The 16,258-nt window shown below is 74.3% G+C and carries 19 protein-coding genes; 6 read left to right on the plus strand and 13 right to left on the minus strand.

Going from position 1 to position 16,258, the window contains the following annotated elements; genetic code table 11:
• Positions 1-2 precede the first annotated feature (2 nt).
• Positions 3-770 carry an SGNH/GDSL hydrolase family protein gene (locus IF22_RS0115280; RefSeq protein WP_030332486.1) on the minus strand — a complete coding sequence of 256 codons (768 nt, stop codon included), beginning with the start codon at positions 768-770 and terminating at the stop codon, positions 3-5.
• An 88-nt stretch (positions 771-858) separates the two neighbouring features.
• On the opposite strand from IF22_RS0115280, the gene IF22_RS0115285 reads away from it, so the two are divergent.
• Positions 859-1,569, plus strand: a complete 711-nt coding sequence (locus tag IF22_RS0115285) for an MBL fold metallo-hydrolase (RefSeq protein ID WP_030332488.1) — start codon at positions 859-861, stop codon at positions 1,567-1,569.
• A gap of 18 nt (positions 1,570-1,587) precedes the next feature.
• On the opposite strand, the gene IF22_RS0115290 is transcribed toward IF22_RS0115285, so the two are convergent.
• The 4 genes from IF22_RS0115290 to IF22_RS0115305 form a co-directional block, all read right to left on the minus strand.
• On the minus strand, positions 1,588-2,688 hold the full coding sequence (locus IF22_RS0115290; protein WP_030332490.1) for a magnesium and cobalt transport protein CorA: 1,101 nt from the start codon (positions 2,686-2,688) through the stop codon (positions 1,588-1,590).
• A 123-nt stretch (positions 2,689-2,811) separates the two neighbouring features.
• Positions 2,812-3,423 (minus strand): class F sortase, encoded by a 612-nt coding sequence (locus IF22_RS0115295; protein ID WP_030332492.1) that lies wholly within the window; start codon positions 3,421-3,423, stop codon positions 2,812-2,814.
• Between the two features lie 86 nt (positions 3,424-3,509).
• Complete coding sequence (locus IF22_RS0115300; protein WP_030332494.1) at positions 3,510-3,995, minus strand: hypothetical protein; 486 nt, start codon at positions 3,993-3,995, stop codon at positions 3,510-3,512.
• A gap of 273 nt (positions 3,996-4,268) precedes the next feature.
• On the minus strand, positions 4,269-5,096 hold the full coding sequence (locus IF22_RS0115305) for an ArsR/SmtB family transcription factor (RefSeq protein WP_030332496.1): 828 nt from the start codon (positions 5,094-5,096) through the stop codon (positions 4,269-4,271).
• A gap of 129 nt (positions 5,097-5,225) precedes the next feature.
• Between IF22_RS0115305 and IF22_RS0115310 the strand changes: the two genes are divergently transcribed.
• Complete coding sequence (locus IF22_RS0115310) at positions 5,226-6,527, plus strand: lycopene cyclase family protein (protein WP_051708500.1); 1,302 nt, start codon at positions 5,226-5,228, stop codon at positions 6,525-6,527.
• 103 nt (positions 6,528-6,630) lie between these two features.
• Positions 6,631-7,104 carry a ribonuclease HI gene (gene rnhA / locus IF22_RS0115315; RefSeq protein WP_030332500.1) on the plus strand — a complete coding sequence of 158 codons (474 nt, stop codon included), beginning with the start codon at positions 6,631-6,633 and terminating at the stop codon, positions 7,102-7,104.
• Between the two features lie 7 nt (positions 7,105-7,111).
• On the opposite strand, the gene IF22_RS0115320 is transcribed toward rnhA, so the two are convergent.
• The 3 genes from IF22_RS0115320 to IF22_RS0115330 all read right to left on the minus strand — a co-directional run bounded on the left by IF22_RS0115320 (position 7,112) and on the right by IF22_RS0115330 (position 9,228).
• Entirely contained in the window at positions 7,112-7,348 is a 237-nt protein-coding gene (locus tag IF22_RS0115320) for a hypothetical protein (protein WP_030332502.1), read from the minus strand.
• A 73-nt stretch (positions 7,349-7,421) separates the two neighbouring features.
• Positions 7,422-8,309: a pentapeptide repeat-containing protein gene (locus tag IF22_RS0115325; RefSeq protein ID WP_051708502.1), complete on the minus strand. Its 888-nt coding sequence runs from the start codon at positions 8,307-8,309 to the stop codon at positions 7,422-7,424.
• A gap of 112 nt (positions 8,310-8,421) precedes the next feature.
• Positions 8,422-9,228, minus strand: a complete 807-nt coding sequence (locus IF22_RS0115330; RefSeq protein WP_051708504.1) for an SDR family oxidoreductase — start codon at positions 9,226-9,228, stop codon at positions 8,422-8,424.
• 79 nt (positions 9,229-9,307) lie between these two features.
• Between IF22_RS0115330 and IF22_RS0115335 the strand changes: the two genes are divergently transcribed.
• Complete coding sequence (locus IF22_RS0115335) at positions 9,308-9,910, plus strand: MBL fold metallo-hydrolase (RefSeq protein WP_030332507.1); 603 nt, start codon at positions 9,308-9,310, stop codon at positions 9,908-9,910.
• On the opposite strand, the gene IF22_RS0115340 is transcribed toward IF22_RS0115335, so the two are convergent.
• Positions 9,883-10,623 (minus strand): B3/B4 domain-containing protein, encoded by a 741-nt coding sequence (locus IF22_RS0115340; RefSeq protein ID WP_051708505.1) that lies wholly within the window; start codon positions 10,621-10,623, stop codon positions 9,883-9,885. The genes IF22_RS0115335 and IF22_RS0115340 overlap by 28 nt on opposite strands.
• Before the next feature lie 7 nt (positions 10,624-10,630).
• On the minus strand, positions 10,631-11,242 hold the full coding sequence (locus IF22_RS0115345) for a LysE family translocator (protein WP_030332511.1): 612 nt from the start codon (positions 11,240-11,242) through the stop codon (positions 10,631-10,633).
• Positions 11,243-11,304: 62 nt separating this feature from the next.
• On the opposite strand from IF22_RS0115345, the gene pdxR reads away from it, so the two are divergent.
• On the plus strand, positions 11,305-12,777 hold the full coding sequence (pdxR, locus tag IF22_RS0115350) for a MocR-like pyridoxine biosynthesis transcription factor PdxR (protein WP_051708507.1): 1,473 nt from the start codon (positions 11,305-11,307) through the stop codon (positions 12,775-12,777).
• Between the two features lie 39 nt (positions 12,778-12,816).
• The gene (locus IF22_RS0115355; protein ID WP_030332514.1) at positions 12,817-13,527 is read left to right on the plus strand and encodes a helix-turn-helix domain-containing protein; all 711 of its coding nucleotides are present in this window, start codon (positions 12,817-12,819) and stop codon (positions 13,525-13,527) included.
• Here the strand turns inward: IF22_RS0115355 and IF22_RS0115360 are convergent.
• From IF22_RS0115360 to IF22_RS0115370, 3 genes are all read right to left on the minus strand, one after another.
• Positions 13,509-14,087, minus strand: a complete 579-nt coding sequence (locus tag IF22_RS0115360; RefSeq protein ID WP_030332516.1) for a dihydrofolate reductase family protein — start codon at positions 14,085-14,087, stop codon at positions 13,509-13,511. The genes IF22_RS0115355 and IF22_RS0115360 overlap by 19 nt on opposite strands.
• A 129-nt stretch (positions 14,088-14,216) precedes the next feature.
• Positions 14,217-15,638, minus strand: coding sequence for a DUF6297 family protein (locus tag IF22_RS0115365; RefSeq protein WP_030332518.1), 1,422 nt, complete (start codon positions 15,636-15,638; stop codon positions 14,217-14,219).
• Positions 15,635-16,252 (minus strand): ABC transporter ATP-binding protein, encoded by a 618-nt coding sequence (locus tag IF22_RS0115370; RefSeq protein ID WP_245233639.1) that lies wholly within the window; start codon positions 16,250-16,252, stop codon positions 15,635-15,637. Before IF22_RS0115370 ends, IF22_RS0115365 begins: the two co-directional genes overlap by 4 nt.
• Between the last annotated feature and the right edge of the window lie 6 nt (positions 16,253-16,258).

The following is a 16,258-nucleotide window of genomic DNA, read 5'->3' on the forward strand; positions in this document are numbered from 1 at the left end:
TTCTAGTCCAGCGGCACCGGCAGCGGCACCGGCCGCTTGGCCACCCGGTCGTCGCCCGAGGACCGGCCGCTCAGGTGCCGGACCAGCCAGGGCAGCAGGTGCCGGCGGGTCCAGGCCAGCTCGGCGCCGAACACCTCACCCCGGCGTCGCCGCGCTGCGGGTGGCAACGGTTGCGTCCAGGAGTCGTCGAAACCGGGCAGACCCGCCGTGTACGCCAGCGCGGCGGCGATCCGCTCGTGCCCGGCGCTGTTGGCGTGCAGCCGGTCGTCGCTCCACAGCCGGGGATCGGAGGAGACCGGGTGGGCACCCAGGTCGAGGAGGGTGGCGCCGGTCCGCGCGGTGGCGGCCCGCAGCGCCTCGTTGAGCGCCAGCATGCGACCCCGCAGGGGCCGGGCCAGCGGCATCACGGGCGCCGGGTCCGGCATCGTGAACGTCAGCACGGTGGCCCCCTGATCGACGAGCGCCTGCTGCATCGCCGCCACATCACCGGCGACCTGGTCCGCGTCGAAGGAGGGGCGCAACACGTCGTTCATGCCGGCGACGACGGTAGCCAGGTCGGGGGCCAGGTCGAGGGCGGGCTGGAGCTGCTCGGCCCGGATCAGCGCGGTGGTCCGGCCACGGATGGCCAGGTTCGCGTATTCCAGACCGCCCTGGGCGCGGGCCACCGCCAGGGCGAACCGGTCGGCCCAGCCCCGGTAGCCGCCGGCGCCGTCCGGGTCGTCGAGCCCCTCGGTGGTGCTGTCGCCGATCGCCACGTACCGCTGCCACATCACCCGGGCGAGGTTAGCCCTCCGGCACCTCGGGCAGACCGTCGACCGGTCGACAACGACAGTTGACGATGGTTCCTAGACTCGCGACATGACGCGAGCCCCTGCGGTGGCACTGGCCCCGAACGTCTGGCGTATCCCCACTGTCGGCCGTTCGGCCGTCAACTCGTACGCCTTCGTCGACGACGACGGCAGCGTCACACTTGTCGACTGCGGGCTGGCCAAGGCGCCGGCCCGGATCGTGCGCGGGCTGGCGGCGATCGGCAAGGTGCCGGCGGACGTCACCCGGATCGTGCTCACCCACGCGCACCCCGATCATGCCGGCGGCGCGGCGGAGTTGGCCCGCCGCACCGGCGCCCCGGTCGCGGCGCACGCCGCCGACGTGGCGTACGCGCAGGCGGGCCGCGCGCCGGTCAGCGACCCGGCGGTGACCGGCGGCCGGCTCTTCGCCCGGCTCAACAGCGGCCGGTTTCCGGCGGTCGAGGTGGCCCAGCCGCTGGCCGACGGGGACCTGCTCGACGTCGGTGGCGGTCTGCGGGTGGTGCACACCCCGGGGCACTCGCCCGGGCACGTGTCGCTGCTGCACGAGCCGACCCGCCTGCTGATCACCGGGGACGCGCTGTTCAACGTGCTCGGCGTGCGGTGGCCGATGCGGTGGCTGTGCAGCGACTTCCAGATGACCCGGGAGACCGCGCACGTGCTCGGCGAGTTGGAGTACGACCTGGCGGCCTTCACCCACGGTCCCGAGTTGACCGACAACCCCCGCGACCGCATCCGCGCCTTCCTCTCCGCGCATCGTTGAGCGGCCCGCCGGCGGGCCTCACAGCCAGCCGGACCGGCGGAACAGGCGGTACAGGAACACTGCCGCCGCCGCCATCAGGGTCAGCGCCCCGGCGTAGCCGTAGCGCCAGGCCAGCTCGGGCATGTGGTCGAAGTTCATGCCGTAGATGCCGGCGATGCCGGTCTGGGTTGCCGCGATGGCCGCCCAGGCGGCGATCTTGCGCATGTCGTTGTTCTGCTCCACGGCGAGCTGCGCCAGCCGCGACTGGACGATCGAGGTGAGCAGGTCGTCGTACGCGGCCACCCGATCCACCGCCCGGCTCAGCCGGCCGTCCACGTCGACGAACCAGCGGTGCAGGGCGCGCGGCGGGCCGTCGGGTTCGAGCAGCGTACGCATCGGCGTCTGCAACGGCAGGACCGCCCGCTTGAACTCCACCACCTCCCGTTTGAGCTGGTAGATGTGCTGGATGTCGGCCGTGCGGTCGCGGGCGAACACCGCCTCCTCGACCCGCTCCAGGTCGCGTTCCACGTGCCCGGCCACCTCCAGGTAGGAGTCGACCATGCGGGCGCAGACCGCGTACGCCACCGCCCACGGGCCGGCGGCCAGCAGCGCGGGGCGGCGCTCGATGTCGGCGCGGACGCTGCGCAGCGCCCCGGCGGCACCGTGCCGCACAGTGATGGCGAAGCGGTCACCGAGCAGCACCATGACGTCCCCGGTGTCGATGACCTCGGAGGTGTCGGTCAGCTCGTCGTGCTCCACGTACCCGGCGGTGCGCAGGACCAGCAGCGTGACCGGCCCGTTGCGCTGCACGGTGGGCCGGTGCCCGTCGGCGAGCGCCTGTTCGACGGTCAGCTCGTCGAGGCCGAAGGTCCGGCCGACCGCGGCGAGCACGGCCGCGCCGGGATCGTGCAGTCCGAGCCACACGAAGGCGTCGCGGCCGTGCCGGGCCCGGGCGTACGCGTCGGCGTAGTGGAGGTGACCGGGTTCCCGGCGGCCGTTGACGTAGACGGCGCAGTCGACCACGGCGTCCGGGTTGGACCGACGGGGGGTGGGGGAGCCGTCCTCGATCCGTCCGAGCAGTCGACGGGCCAGGGCCCGTACGCGTCGACCTGTTCGGTCCCGTACCGGTCGCTGATCCACCGCGTGCCTCCCCGCCGCCGACGCACCACCTCGATCAGGGATGGTGCCACCGCATTCTGCCGAGCAGGGCCCGGCGCACGGCAGCGGGGCGGCGGTGCGGGTGACTGAGGCGGGCGACCCCGTTCAGGCGGTGCGGGTGGCGAAGACGACGACGTTGTCGACGTAGTTGCCGCTCGTGGCGTCGAACCGGCCGCCGCAGGTGATCAGGCGCAGCTCGGCGGCGTCCGCCGGGCCGTAGACCAGCGTGGTGGGGAAGTGCTCCTTGGGGTACGCGCGAACGGCGTCCACTGTGAACGTCGCGACCCGTGCGTCGGCGCGGGTGACCTGGACCTGCTGCCCGGCGCGGAGCCGACCGAGGTCGAAGAAGACCGCCGGCCCCGACGGTGCGTCGACGTGTCCCACCAGGACGGCGTTGCCGGTCTCGCCGGGGCTGACCCCGTGCCGGTACCAGCCGGCGAGGGTGGGCCGGTCCAGTGGCGGCACCTCCAGCACCCCGCTGGCGTCCGCGCCGACGGGAACGATGTCGGCGCGGACGCCGATGGCGGGGATCTGCACCCGGACCGGCGCGGCGGGTGGCAGCGGGGCCAGGTCCGGTGCGGGGTGGGTGCGGGTCGGCGCGTCGGCCGACGGTCGCGGTGGCCGGGCCGGGTCGGCGGTGAGGCCGACGGTGATCAGCCCGAGCCCGGTCACGCCGAGCAGGGCGACCACGGCCGGCAGGGTCCGCCGCCACCACACCTGCGCACCTCCGGGTGGGTTCGTCGGGGTGCCCGCGCCGGTGTCACCGGCGCGGGCACCCGTCTCAGGGATGGAACGGCCGCCGGTCAGGCGACAGTGGACACCGGACGGCGCCGGCGGATCAGGATCACCGCGCCGGCGAGGGCGGTGCCGAGCAGTGTGCCGCCGGCGGCGAGAGCGCCGGTGTCACGGTTGTCGCCTCCGGAGCCGGCGGGCGCGCCGCCGATCGGGGTGACGGTGAAGGTGGCGGTGCCGGCCGAGCTGCCGTCGCCGCAGGTGGCCGCCACCGTGTAGGTGCCCAGGGTGAACCCGGCGGTGAAGAGTTCGGCGCTCAGCCCGCCGCCGGCGGCGGCCGTGGTGGATCGGACGTTCTGGTCGCGGTTGGGGCCGGTGACCCGGAAGAGGGCATCACCCGACTTCGGGTTGCAGGTCGTCGCAGTGAGCACGACGGTTCCACCGACCGGGGTGGTGGCCGGTGACACGGTGGTGTCGGCCAGTGCGGCGCCTGGCAGCAGGAGCGTGCCGAGGCCCACGCCGAGCGCCGCCGAGCAGAGTGCTGTTGAGACCTTCATACGCGTCTTCCCTCACTTTTCGTCCGCTGACTGCGTGGGACGTCGTTCGGGTGGCCAACTCCGTGACTAGCACCGGTGTGCCCAACACTAGGTGGGTTGGGTCCTCGATCAGGTGAAAATGAGAAATCCTCGTTGCCGTCACGTGTCCACCCGAAGGCGGGGAGAGCCGCGAGCTGTCGCCGCTGGGCCGATGGCGAGGTATTGCCGGCGACGCCGCGAATGAGGCGCTGCTTCGGTGCGGGCCGGCGGCAACGGCCGGCCCGCTCGGCTGGGTCAGCCCGCCGGGGTCGGTTCGGGCATCGGCTCGCCGGTCTCCACCAGCGTCTTGAGGCTGGCCAGCAGCTCCGGCCAGCCGCCGCTGCCGTCGAGTTGGCCGCTGATCGCCCGGTGCATCTCGCTGTCGGGGGAGAAGCCGTCGTGGATGACTGTCAGTCGGACGGCTCCGTCGCCGTGCGGCTCGATCTCGAAGGTCACCTTCGACCGGCGCTCGCCGAGCCGGGCGGCCAGCTCCTCGGCGGACCAGCCGAAGTGCTCGGCGTGCTCGGGCTGGAAGCCGTGCCAGCTGTAGGAGAGGCGGCGGTACGGCTCGGCGACGAGCACCCGCTGGCCCAGGTCGCGGGGCTCGGCGTCGGGTGCGTCCTGCCACAGCACCGGCGACCCGACCTGCCAGTCCGACACCAGCGCCACCCCACCCCAGTAGCGGCGGGTGAACGCCGGTTCGGTGAGCGCGGCCCACAGTCGCTGGGCGGTGGTGGTGACGTAGGTCGTGTAGACGAAGGTGGGGCTTTCCATGGCTTGTCGCTCCAATGCGGTGGTCAGGTCGGCGAGGGCGGCGGCGCGCTCGCGGTCGTAGCGGCTGAGCCACCGGTCGGCGATGGCGTTGATGGGGGCGGCGTTGAGGTAGTGCAACTTCTCCCGGCCGCGGCGCACCGTGGTGACGAGATTGGCGGCCTCCAGCACCGACAGGTGCTTGCTGACGGCCTGTCGGCTGGTGGCCAGCCCGTCGCAGAGCTCCCGCAGGGTCTGCCCGTTGCGGTCGTTGAGCCGGTCGAGCAGGCGACGCCGGCTGGGGTCGGCCAGCGCCCGGAACGCGTCGTCCATCGACCCTCCCGACAACAGGCAACCCAGCGGTTGCCTATCAACATAGGCAACCAGCAAGTTGCCTGTCAATCGGGCTCGCACGCCCGCGCCGACGCGTCCGCCCCGATGGGCTCGGCGTCGTCGCCACCCATGGCGACGCGCGGTCGGGCGCGGTGGTGTGGCAGCGTGGTGCGGGTGACCGACTCCGCGCCGCTCGACGTCGACCTCGCGCTGCTCGGTGGCGGCGGCGCGGCGTCACTGCTGCTCGCCGCACTGGACCGGCACGGCGTCCGGGATCAACGGATCGCCATCGTCGACCCGGTGCGCCGACGCGGTCAGGACCGCACCTGGGCGTTCTGGGGCCACCCCGACACCGACCTGGACCCGCTGCTCAGCGCGAGCTGGCAGCAGGTCGAGGTGGCGACCGCGGCGCGCCGCCGCGTCCTGGACCTCACCCCGCTGCGGTACGCCATGCTCCGCTCCGGCCCGGTCTACGACCGGGCTGCCGACGCCGAGCGACGCCTGCACGCCACCCGGATCGTCGCGCCGGCCGACACGGTGCGCGACGACGGCACCCGGGTGCTGGTGCGTACCGGCGACGGGCGCACCGTACGGGCCGGCTGGGTGCTCGACTCGCGTCCCCGCCCGCCGGCCCGAGCGGGGCGAACCACCTGGTTGCAGCACTTCCGGGGGTGGTGGCTGGAGGCGGACCGGCCGGTGTTCGACCCGACCCGCGCGGTGCTGATGGACTTCCGTACCCCGCAGCCGCCCCGGGGCGTCTCCTTCGGCTACGTGCTGCCGGTCAGCGACCGCTACGCCCTGGTCGAGTACACCGAGTTCTCGCCGGACCTGCTCACCGACGCCGGCTACGACGCGGCGCTGACCGGCTACCGGGACCTGCTCGGCCTGGACCCGGCCGGGTTGCGGGTGCGCGAGGTGGAGAACGGGGTCATCCCGATGACCGACGCGCCCTTCCCGGCCCGGCCCACCCCCCGGGTGGTCCGGCTCGGCACGGCCGGTGGCGCGACCCGCCCCTCCACCGGCTTCACCTTCTCCGCCATGTACCGCCAGGCCGACCAGGTGGCCCGCGCCCTCGCCGCCGGCCGGGCGCCGGTGCCCGCGCCGGCGTACCCCCGCCGGCACCGCTGGATGGACGCGGTGGCGTTGCGGGCGCTGGACCGGGGCGGGGTGGGCGGTCCGGAGTTCTTCGACCGGCTCTTCGACCGCAACCCGGCCGAGCGGGTGCTGCGCTTCCTCGACGGCGGCACCACCCCGGCCGAGGAGATCGCGATCATGAATTCGACCCGGCTGGTGCCGATGATCGCCGCGACCGCCGGTGACGCCGCAGACCGGGTGCGCGACCGGCTGCGCCCCACCCGGCCCGCACCGGCCATCCCACCGGCGGTGGTGGGTGCGGCGCCCGGCGCGGCCGGCGCACCGCGTCCGACCTGACCGGGTTGACTCCCGCCCCGAGCGGGGGCCGTGCGGCGCGGGCGTCGCGACGCGCCGGCCCCGAGCGGCGAGAACGACGTGCGCGCCCGGTAGGTTGCCGGGCATGGTGGACGCGGCGGCCGGCAGGGGCGTGCAGATCTGGACCGACGGGGCGTGCAGTGGCAACCCCGGCCCGGGCGGTTGGGGTGCGCTGCTGCGTTACGGCGATCACGAGCGGGAGTTGTGCGGCGGTGAGGCCACGCCCACCACCAACAACCGGATGGAGCTGATGGCGGCCATCCAGGCGTTGGAGAGCCTGAACCGGCCGGTCACCGTGGAGCTGCACACCGACAGCACGTACGTGCGCAACGGCATCACCAGCTGGCTGGCGTCGTGGAAGCGCAACGGGTGGCGGACGGCCGCGAAGCAGCCGGTGAAGAACGCCGACCTGTGGCAGCGGTTGGAGGCGGCCTGCGAACGGCACGAGGTCACCTGGCTGTGGGTCAAGGGGCACAACGGGCACCCGGAGAACGAGCGGGCCGACGGGCTCGCCAACAAGGGCATGACCGAGGCGCGGGCCGCGCTGATCAGCCGCTGAGCCGGGGTCAGCGGGTCGCGTCGGGGTGCCCCGGCATGCTGGAGCCACCACCGCTGCTGCCGGAGGAACCACCGGCGACGCCCGAGTTGTCGGGCTCGGTCACGATGTCCGGCCGGACGTCGGTGTCCGCCGGTGCGGGGACCTCGGTGTCCGTCTCGACCTGCACTAGTGAGGTCTGGCCGGCCTCGTCCTCGCTGTGCTGCGGGTCGCCCGGCTGTTCACCTTGGCGATTTCGGTAGCCCACGCCGTGCCCCCCCGTCGATGCCGGTTCGCGTCGGCGCTGGCTACCCGGCGTCGTCCCGGCCGAAACCTCGTGCTCAGCGGCGGCGGCCCCGATGGGCGCGGGCCGGGGACCGGGTCGGCTGGCGGACCGGGGTGAGTGGCAGCGCCGTCCAGTGCGCCGGCCGGGTGAGCGTATGCGGCAGCCCGGTGCGGGTGTCGCCCCGGGCGGCGTCCAGTTGGGTCTGGTGCAGGAAGAGCGTGCGCCGCAGGTCCGCGCCCCGCAGATCGGCCCCGCGCAGGTCCGCGCCGGTGACGTCGGCCAGGCCGAGGTCCGCTCCGCGCAGATCGGCGCCGATGAGCAGCGCCCCGCGAAGGTTGGCCCGGCGAAGGTCGACCCGGCGCAGGTCCACCCCGAGCAGGTGCGCGCCCCGCCGGTCGGCACCCACGGGGGCCCGGGCCGCGTCGCTGGCCCGGGACAGCAGCGGGTTGACCCGGGCCCGGTGGGCGTCGACGTCCACCGCGCGAAGCCGCGCGGGGTCACCCTCGGTGAGTGTCAGCGTCTCCGCGCGGGCGCGTTCCAGATCGGCGCGCAGGTCGGCCGGCGGGCGCAGCGCCACCGCCTCGGTGAGGTACCAGAGCAGTTCGTGCAGCGGTCGCAGCACCGCGAAAGCCTCCGCCATCGCCGGCAACGTCTCCGGCGCGTCCCGCCAGTCCCGCCCGCCGAAGGTCACCTGGGCGACCTGCTGCCCGGCGCCGAAGCAGTCGAACACCGTGCAGCCGGGAAAACCGCGTTGCCGCAGCTCGGTGTGGATGCCGCAGCGGTGGTCGGGGCGCAGGTTGGGGCAGGGCGAGCCGGCCGGCTTGTCGATGGCGAAGTCAGTCGACGCGGCGAAGGCGGGCACCACGCAGCACAGCCCGAAGCAGCGTCCGCAGTCGGCGCGCAGCTGCGCCGCCCCGGACGGCGGTGCGGTGCGGTCCGACACGCCGACGGTCCTCCTGACGATCAGGTGGTCACCATTGTTTCCTGTGCCGCGCCGACCGGGCCGGTCGGGGGTCACCGTGCGTGCGGTCAGCGGCCGTCGCCGCCGATGCTGGTCAGACCGATCGCCAGTCGTCGTTCGGCAACGCCGCGGCCTGGGGGCCCATCAGCAACATGCCCCCGTCGACCGGCCAGGACGCGCCGGTGACGTAGCTGGCGGCGGGGGAGGCGAGCAACGCGACCACGGCGGCCACCTCCCGGGCGTCGCCGGGCCGACCCACCGGCACGCCGGGCCGTTCCTGGGTGAACGGGTCGACGTCCTCCTGACCGGTCATCGGGGTGGCGATCTCGCCCGGGGCGACGGCGTTGACGGTGATCCCGTCGGCGGCCAACTCCTGGGCCATCACCCGGGTCAGCAGCCCGAGCCCGCCCTTCGCGGCGCAGTACGCGGCGGAGCCCACCCGGGGCGCGTGCTCGTGCACGCTGGTGATGTTGATGATCCGCCCGCCGGTGCCGGCGGCCCGCATCCGTCGCGCGGCCCGCTGGGCGCACAGGAAGGGCGCGTCCAGGTCGACGGCGAGCACCTCGCGCCACTGTTCCCACCCGGTGTCGACGAACGGGGTGGAGGCCCCGACGCCGGCGTTGTTGACCAGCACCCCGATGCCGCCGAGCCGGTCGGCCAGCTCGTCCACCACCGCCGCCGCGTCCGGCAGTCGGGTCAGGTCCACCTCGGCGAGCTCGCAGCGCCGGCCCGTCGCGCGGACCTCGGTGGCTGTCCGCTCGGCGCCGTCGGGATCGCCGTACCAGGTGATGCCGATCTCGAAGCCGGCCGTGGCCAGCGCCACCGCGCAGGCCTTGCCGATGCCGGAGTCCGCGCCGGTGACGACCGCGATCCTCGGGTAGTTCTCGTATCGCTGCGGCATGCTGGCGCACTACCCCGGCAGCGCCGGCCCAACCGCCACAGGCACCCGGACCGCTCTGCCGGCGGCGTACGGTCGCCTGATGCGTATCACCCGGTTCACCCACGCCTGTGTCCGCATCGAGCACGAGGGCGGGGTGCTGGTCGTCGACCCGGGGACGTGGAGCGAGCCGAGTGCCCTGGTCGGCGCGGACGCAGTCCTGGTCACCCACGAGCACACCGACCACGTGGACGTGTTGCGGCTCGCCGGTCTCGGTGTCCCCGTGTACGCCCCGGAGGGTGCCCAACTGCCGGATCTCGCCCCGCTGCCGGTGACCCGGGTCCGCGCGGGCCAGCGGTTCACGGCGGCCGGCATGTCGGTCAGCGCGCACGGTGGACGGCACGCCGCGATCCACGAGGGGCAGCCCGACTGCCCGAACCTCGGCTACCTGATCGCTGATCACCTCTATCACCCGGGTGACGCGTTGCACGTGCCGGACGAGCCGGTGCACACGGTGCTCGTCCCGGCCCAGGGGTCCTGGCTGCGCCTCGACGAGGCGATCCGATTCGCCGGCGCGGTGGGCGCGACGGCGGCGTACCCGGTCCACGACGCGCAGCTCAACGACCGTGGCCTGGCCAGCGTCGCCGGCTGGTTCGGCGAGACGATCCCCGGTTACCGTCACCTGATGCCCGGCGACACCGCCTGACCTCTGTCGTCACCGGCCGTCGGAGTGCGGAATCGGGGCGCGGCTCTGGTGAGCACCGCGGCGGCCGTGGGGGCGGACCACTCGTCGGTCAGCTCGGTCACGAGGTCGGCGACCAGCCGGGTCACCGCCGGCTCGGCGCCCGGATGCAGCGCCTCGGCGACGATCAGCACCGACGAGGTGCCCGCCCGCACGGCCGACCAGCCGCTCTGCCGGTTCGTCCACCGTCGGGCGTGCGCCCGCCCGACGGAGTCGACGAAGGTCACCTCGCCCGGCTCGGGATGCTCGGTGTCGCCCGCGAAGCTCAGGTACGGCTCGTCGCCGTGCGCCGGCCGGACCACCAGGTCGCCGTCGACCCGCTCCAGGTCGAGCGCGGCGACCGGGATGGCGTACGCGGCCGAGACGGCGTTGCACAGGTCGACGAGCGGGTGCACCCGGGGCAGTTCGCCGTCCAGGCGCAGCCGGCGCAGCAGCGCCTCGGCGGCGCACCGGTACCTGGTGGGCCGCAGGCCCATCGCCGCGTACGCCCGCCGCCAGGCCTGGATCTCCGGGAACCCGCTCTCGGGCCCGGCGGCCAACCGCCGCCGGGCCTCGGTGAGGTAGCTGGCCGCGTGTCGGGTCACGTCGGCGGTGGCGGTGATTCCGGAGGCCAGCACCACCCCGGCGATCAGATCGGGGTACGCGTCGCGAAGCTGTGGGGAGTGTTCGAACTGCACTGTGGTCCTATCGTTCGGTGAGGGCGAGGGTCACGCCGAGCGCGACGAACGTGCCGGCGGCGGATCGGCGCAGCCAGTCGGTGACCCGGGGTCGGGTCAGCACCCGGTCGCGGACCCGGGCCGCGAAGACGCCGTAGCCGCTGAACACCACGAAGGTGAGCAGCATGAACACCGCCCCGCAGCCGAGCATCGCGCGGGTCGAGCCCGGTGCCGTGGTGTCCACGAACTGCGGCAGGAACGCGACGAAGAACAGCGTCGGCTTCGGGTTGAGCAGGTTGACCAGCACCCCGGAGACGATCACCCGCAGCGCCGGGCGGGGCGGGGCGTCGGTGGTCACGGCGAAGGCGTCCCGATCGCGGGCGATGGACCAGGCGAGGTAGAGCAGGTAGCCGACGCCGAGATAGCGGACGGTCTCGAACGCCGCCGCGCTGGTCTGCATCAGCGCGGCCAGCCCGGTCATCGCGGCCAGCAGGTGCGGCAACGTGCCCAGCGTGCAGGCGAACGCGGCGAGCACCCCGGCCCGGGCGCCCCGGGACAGCCCGGCGGAGAGCGTGAAGATCACCCCGGTGCCGGGGGTGACCACCACGATCAGAGTGGTGATCAGGAACGGGATGGTCACGGTCGTCCTCCGGCGGAGTTGGCAGGTCTGGCTCCTGCTCACTCTGCTGCCACAATGGTCCGATGGGCAGAGCCAAACCGACGGCGTCCGAGAGGTCCATATCGGCCGGGTCCGACTTCCTGCACCTGACCATCGCCGACGCGGCGCCGGGCGGGCGCGCCGACTGGCTGACCGACCGGCTGCGCCAGGCCATCGCCGACGGTCGGGTGCCGGTCGGTGACCGACTGCCCCCGACCCGGGTGCTCGCCGCCGACCTCGGCGTCTCCCGGGGCGTGGTCACCGAGGCGTACCAGCGGCTGACCGAGGAGGGGCACGTCGCCGGTCGGGGCCGCGCCGGCACCGTGGTCGTCGCCGCGCCGGCCGCGCCCACCCCCGCCCCGGCCGCCGCGCCGGCACCGGTCGCGACCTTCCCACCGGCACCGGGCACCGACATCTTCGACGCGGTACGCGCGGCGCCCGCGACGATCGACCTGACGCCCGGCGTACCCGACCTGGCCGCTTTTCCCCGCACGGACTGGCTACGCGCCGAACGGACAGTGCTGCGCCGCCTCGCCGCGGCCGACCTCGGCTACGGCGACCCCTGCGGCACGCCCGCGCTCCGGCAGGCCGTCGCCGCCTGGCTGGCCCGCAACCGTGGCATCAGCGTCGACCCCGCCGAGGTGATCATCGTGGCCGGCGTCTCGCAGGCGCTCGGGCTGCTCGCCCAGGCGCTCACCGCGGCCGGCGTCGACCGGATCGCGGTCGAGGACCCGGGCTCGCTCGGAGTGCGCCAGCACCTGAACAACTGGCGGATGGCCACTCCGCCGATCACCGTCGACGACGCCGGCCTGCGGGTCGACGACCTGGCCGCCAGCGGCGCACCGGCGGTGATGCTCACCCCCGCGCACCAGTTCCCGACCGGCGTGGTGCTCGACGGTGACCGCCGCCGCCACCTCGTCGCCTGGGCGCGGGCCGGCGGCCTGATCATCGAGGACGACTACGACGCCGAGCACCGCTACGACCGCCCCCCGGTGCCGGCGCTGCGCGGCCTGCTGTCCGAGCAGGTCTGCTACGCCGGCAGTGTCTCCAAACTGCTCGCCCCCGCCCTGCGGGTCGGCTGGCTGCTCGTGCCCCCGCGACTGCGCGACGCGGTGGTGGCCGCCAAGCGCAACGCCGACCTGGGCAACGCCGTGCTGCCGCAACTGGTGCTGGCGGAGTTGATGACCTCCGGTGCCTTCGAACGACACCTGCGGCTGCTGCGCCGCCGACACATCCGCCGACGGGACGCCATGATCGCCGCGCTGGCCCGCGCACTGCCGTCCGCGACGGTGCACGGCGCCGCCGCCGGTCTGCACCTGATGATCACGCTGGACGACGCGGTGGTCGACACCGAGTTGGCGGCGGCGACGCTGGCCCGGGGGGTGAAGGTGCAACCCCTGTCCTGGCACTGCCAGCGGCCCTACCGGCCGGGCCTGGTGCTCGGCTACGCGGCCCGTACGCCCACCGAGATCGACGACGGCGTCGCCGCCCTCGCCGCCGCGCTCGGCTCCGGCTAGGACCACCCGTCCACCGTGCTCGCCGCGTACCCTTCGCCCGTGGGACTGCGGTTCGAGACGCGCGGGTCCGACTCGCCCTGGGTCGACACCGTGTGGACCTGCACGAGCGAGCAGGTCACCGCGATGACCTCCGTCGCGGGGGTGCGGTGGGGCCTGGTGTTCTGGCAACAGGCTGGCCGGTCGTACGCCGGCATCACCGGTCCCGAGACCCGCACCGGCACAGCGTCGGTGCCGGAGGGCGCGACCTTCACCGGCATCGACTTCGTCGTGGGCACCTCGCTGCGGGCCGTGCCCACGACGGCGCTGGTCGACGGCGGCATCGAGCTCCCCGACACCACGCACCGGACGTTTCGGCTGGACGGCACGCGCTGGGAGACGCCCGGCCCCGACGACGCCGAAGCCCTGGTCGCCGGGCTCGTCCGGGCCGGGACCGTGGTCGGTGACCCGCTCGTCGCCGAGCTACTGCGGGGTCACCGCCCGGCCGTCTCGGAGCGCACCGTCGAACGCCGGTTCCGCGCCGCGACGGGACTGACGCGCGGCGCGGTCCGGCAGATCGAGCGGGCCCGCGGGGCGGCAGAGCTGCTGGCTGGCGGCGACCCGGTCGCCGACGTGGTCGCCAAGCTCGACTACTTCGACGAGCCGCATCTGGCCCGGGCGCTGCGCTCCTACGTCGGACGCACCGTCCGGCAGTTGCGCGAGGGCAGCGTCGGCGCCATAGCCCTCGACCTGGGTCAGCGCTTGACGTCGTAGATCAACTTGAGGATCCCGTTCGAATAGCTCTCCGACTCCCGCAGCGTCAGCATGTTCTTTTCTCGGTCGGCCCGGCCGAACAGGCTCTTACCAGCACCGAGCAGCACCGGGAAGACGAGCAGGTTGTACTGGTCGATCAGACCCTCATCGGACAGCCGCCGGGCCAGCTCCGCGCTCCCGTGGATGAAAATCGCGCCGCCATCGCCCTGCTTGAGGGCGGCGACGTCCCCTGTCGAGCGCAGAATCGTCGTCGGCCCCCACCCGTCGACGAGCGCGTCGCCGGACAGCTTGCTCGACACCACGTACTTGGGCAGCTCCTTGTAGCTGGCGTGGTCCTCCGAGCCGGGCCAGACCGGCGCGAACGCCTCGTAGCTGCGACGGCCGAACATCAGCGCTGTCGTGTCAGCGAGCTCCTCGCCCTTCAGCGACCAGGCCTCCGGGACGAACTCGAGGTCCTTGAACACCCAACCGCCGCTGCGGTGCTCCTCGCCCGGCCCGCCGCCGGGCGAGTCCACCACGCCGTCGAGCGACATGAAACCGGTGTAGACCAGGTCGCGCATTGTGGTGTCTCCTCCTGCTCGAGCGGGCTGCCGGGTCCACGCTAGATCGCGACTGCGGCGTTGTCTTGGATGAAAACGACAGCGGGTGGTGCCGTGATCGGGCCTGGGGCCGACCGGGCAACTGACCGGTCAGCCCAGGAACAGCTGGACGAGCACCAGCACGGCGAGCAGCGCCGGCCCCCGTGAGCCCTGCCGCAGCAGGTCGACCGGGATCATCCCGAACGGCGTGTTCACCGTCGCGCCGCCGTAGTTGATCGGCGGGCGGGTGCCGGCGCGGAACGCGGCAGCCACCACCCCGAGCGCCAGCGTGGGCGCCAGCCAGGGCGGCCCCGGGTCGACGGTCGGCAGGGTCAGCAACCACCACAGGCCCGCGCCGACGGCCGGCACCACCACGTGGATCCCGCGCAGCAGGTTGTCGCTGCCGCCGAGCGCCCGGCGCAGCCCGGGTGAGCGGCTGACCGCCCGCAGACCGCCGGTCAGCCGGTCGGCGGCGAGGTAGGCGAACACCACCTGCGCGGCCCCCGCCAACCCGGGCAGGGCGAGCGCCGCCGCGTACTGCACCCCGAGCAGCGCCGCCCAGATCAGCACGGCGCTCGGGTGGCGGCGCAGCCGGCGTACGTCGGCCTGCAGCAGCGCCCACCAGCCGGGGCCCGGAAGGAACCGGCGGCTGCGCACCCGGCCGATCCGGCGCCAGCGGCGGCTCTCCACCAGGCCGGCGAGCAGGCTCGGGTCCAGCAGGATCGTGGCCGTGGCGGCGGCGTTGGCGAACTGCGCGCCGGTGGTCAGCGAGGCCCGGTCGACCCGGGGGAGCGCGCGTACCGCGAGGACCGTGCCCACGACCGCGAGGGGCACCGCGACGGCGACCAGCGCGACGGTCGGCGTCGTCGCCGGCCGGGGCAGCCCGTCGCCGAGGCGACCCACGAGCACCACCACCGTGGTGATCACGGCCGCCGCCGCCATCGGCACCGCCCCGGCCACCGTCGGCCAGCGTCGCCCCGACCGGCTGCTCTGGGCGACGACGCTGAGCGCCAACGCGGCCACGCCCCACCCCGCGCCGGCCGCCGCCGCCCAGCCCAGCGCGGCCGGTTCGCCGACCCCGGCCAGCGCCGCCACGGCCACGGCGAGCGCTGCGGTGCCGGTCGCCGCGCCCACCAGCAGCAGCACGAAGCGCGGCGCCAGCCAGGCCCGCCGGTCGATGGGCGCGCTGGTCGCCCAGCTCTGCGTGGCCGGGGTGACCAGCAGCGGCCCCAGCGCCCGCAGGCCCCGCCAGGCGAGCCCCGCGCCGGCCAGCAGCGCGGCGACCGCCAGCCACCACCGCACCCCCGGCTCGGCCTGCCCCACGGTGGGGGAGTCCAGCAGGTTGCGGCTGGCGCTGACCGCGAACCAGCCGTACATGCCCACGAACAGGACAATGACGTACGCGTCACCGAGCACGTCGCCGAGGGAATGGTCGTGGTGTCGACTGCGGGCCCGGCGCAGGCGCGTCCGCACCTGCCGGGCGGTGGGCACTCCGGCCGGCGCGTCGGCGACGGTGGCCGGTGCGGCGGTCACTTGCCGATCTCGATGCGCTCGTCGACCACCGCGTCGATCAGCTCCGGGTCGTGCGAGGCCAGCAGCACGGCCACGCCCGCCGCCCGTTCCCGCAGCAGGCGGTCGGCGAGCCACTGCCGCCCGCGGACGTCCAACCGCTGCTCGGGCTCGTCCAGGATCAGCACCCGGCGTGGGCGGACGAAGCAGGACGCCAGCGCCAACCGGCGGCGCTGCCCGCTGGACAGCGTCACCGGCAACTGGTCGCGGGCCGCCTCCAGACCCAGCTCGGCGAGGACTTCCCCGACCGGTTCGGCGTCACCCCCGTGGGCGTACGCGACCAGCTCCAGGTGCTCGACCACCGACAGGTCGGGGAAGAAGTCGATGTCGTCCAGGGCCGCCGCCACCAGCGCCCGCACCTGAGGGTCGGTCTCGTCGGCCCGGCGGCCCTGCACCAGCACCTCACCCGCGTCCGGCCGGTCGGCGCCGACGACACAGCGCAGCAGGGTGGTCTTCCCGCTGCCGTTGGGGCCCAGCACCACCGCGATCCGGCCCGCCGGGAGCGTGAAGCTCACCTCGTCGAGCACCACCAGGTCGCCGAAATTGCGGCTGAGTCCCCGTACCGAGAGCGCGTCCACGATCAC

The sequence above is a fragment of the Micromonospora parva genome (genome assembly GCF_000718515.1).
Classification (GTDB): domain Bacteria; phylum Actinomycetota; class Actinomycetes; order Mycobacteriales; family Micromonosporaceae; genus Micromonospora; species Micromonospora parva.

Coding starts and splice junctions, on each gene's coding strand:
- pdxR (WP_051708507.1), top strand. CDS start 11,305: ATGGGCAGAGCCAAACCGACGGCGTCCGAGAGGTCCATATCGGCCGGG.
- rnhA (WP_030332500.1), top strand. CDS start 6,631: ATGGTGGACGCGGCGGCCGGCAGGGGCGTGCAGATCTGGACCGACGGG.
- IF22_RS0115335 (WP_030332507.1), top strand. CDS start 9,308: ATGCGTATCACCCGGTTCACCCACGCCTGTGTCCGCATCGAGCACGAG.
- IF22_RS0115360 (WP_030332516.1), bottom strand. CDS start 14,087: ATGCGCGACCTGGTCTACACCGGTTTCATGTCGCTCGACGGCGTGGTG.
- IF22_RS0115285 (WP_030332488.1), top strand. CDS start 859: ATGACGCGAGCCCCTGCGGTGGCACTGGCCCCGAACGTCTGGCGTATC.
- IF22_RS0115330 (WP_051708504.1), bottom strand. CDS start 9,228: ATGCCGCAGCGATACGAGAACTACCCGAGGATCGCGGTCGTCACCGGC.
- IF22_RS0115305 (WP_030332496.1), bottom strand. CDS start 5,096: ATGGACGACGCGTTCCGGGCGCTGGCCGACCCCAGCCGGCGTCGCCTG.
- IF22_RS0115280 (WP_030332486.1), bottom strand. CDS start 770: ATGTGGCAGCGGTACGTGGCGATCGGCGACAGCACCACCGAGGGGCTC.
- IF22_RS0115310 (WP_051708500.1), top strand. CDS start 5,226: ATGGCGACGCGCGGTCGGGCGCGGTGGTGTGGCAGCGTGGTGCGGGTG.
- IF22_RS0115300 (WP_030332494.1), bottom strand. CDS start 3,995: ATGAAGGTCTCAACAGCACTCTGCTCGGCGGCGCTCGGCGTGGGCCTC.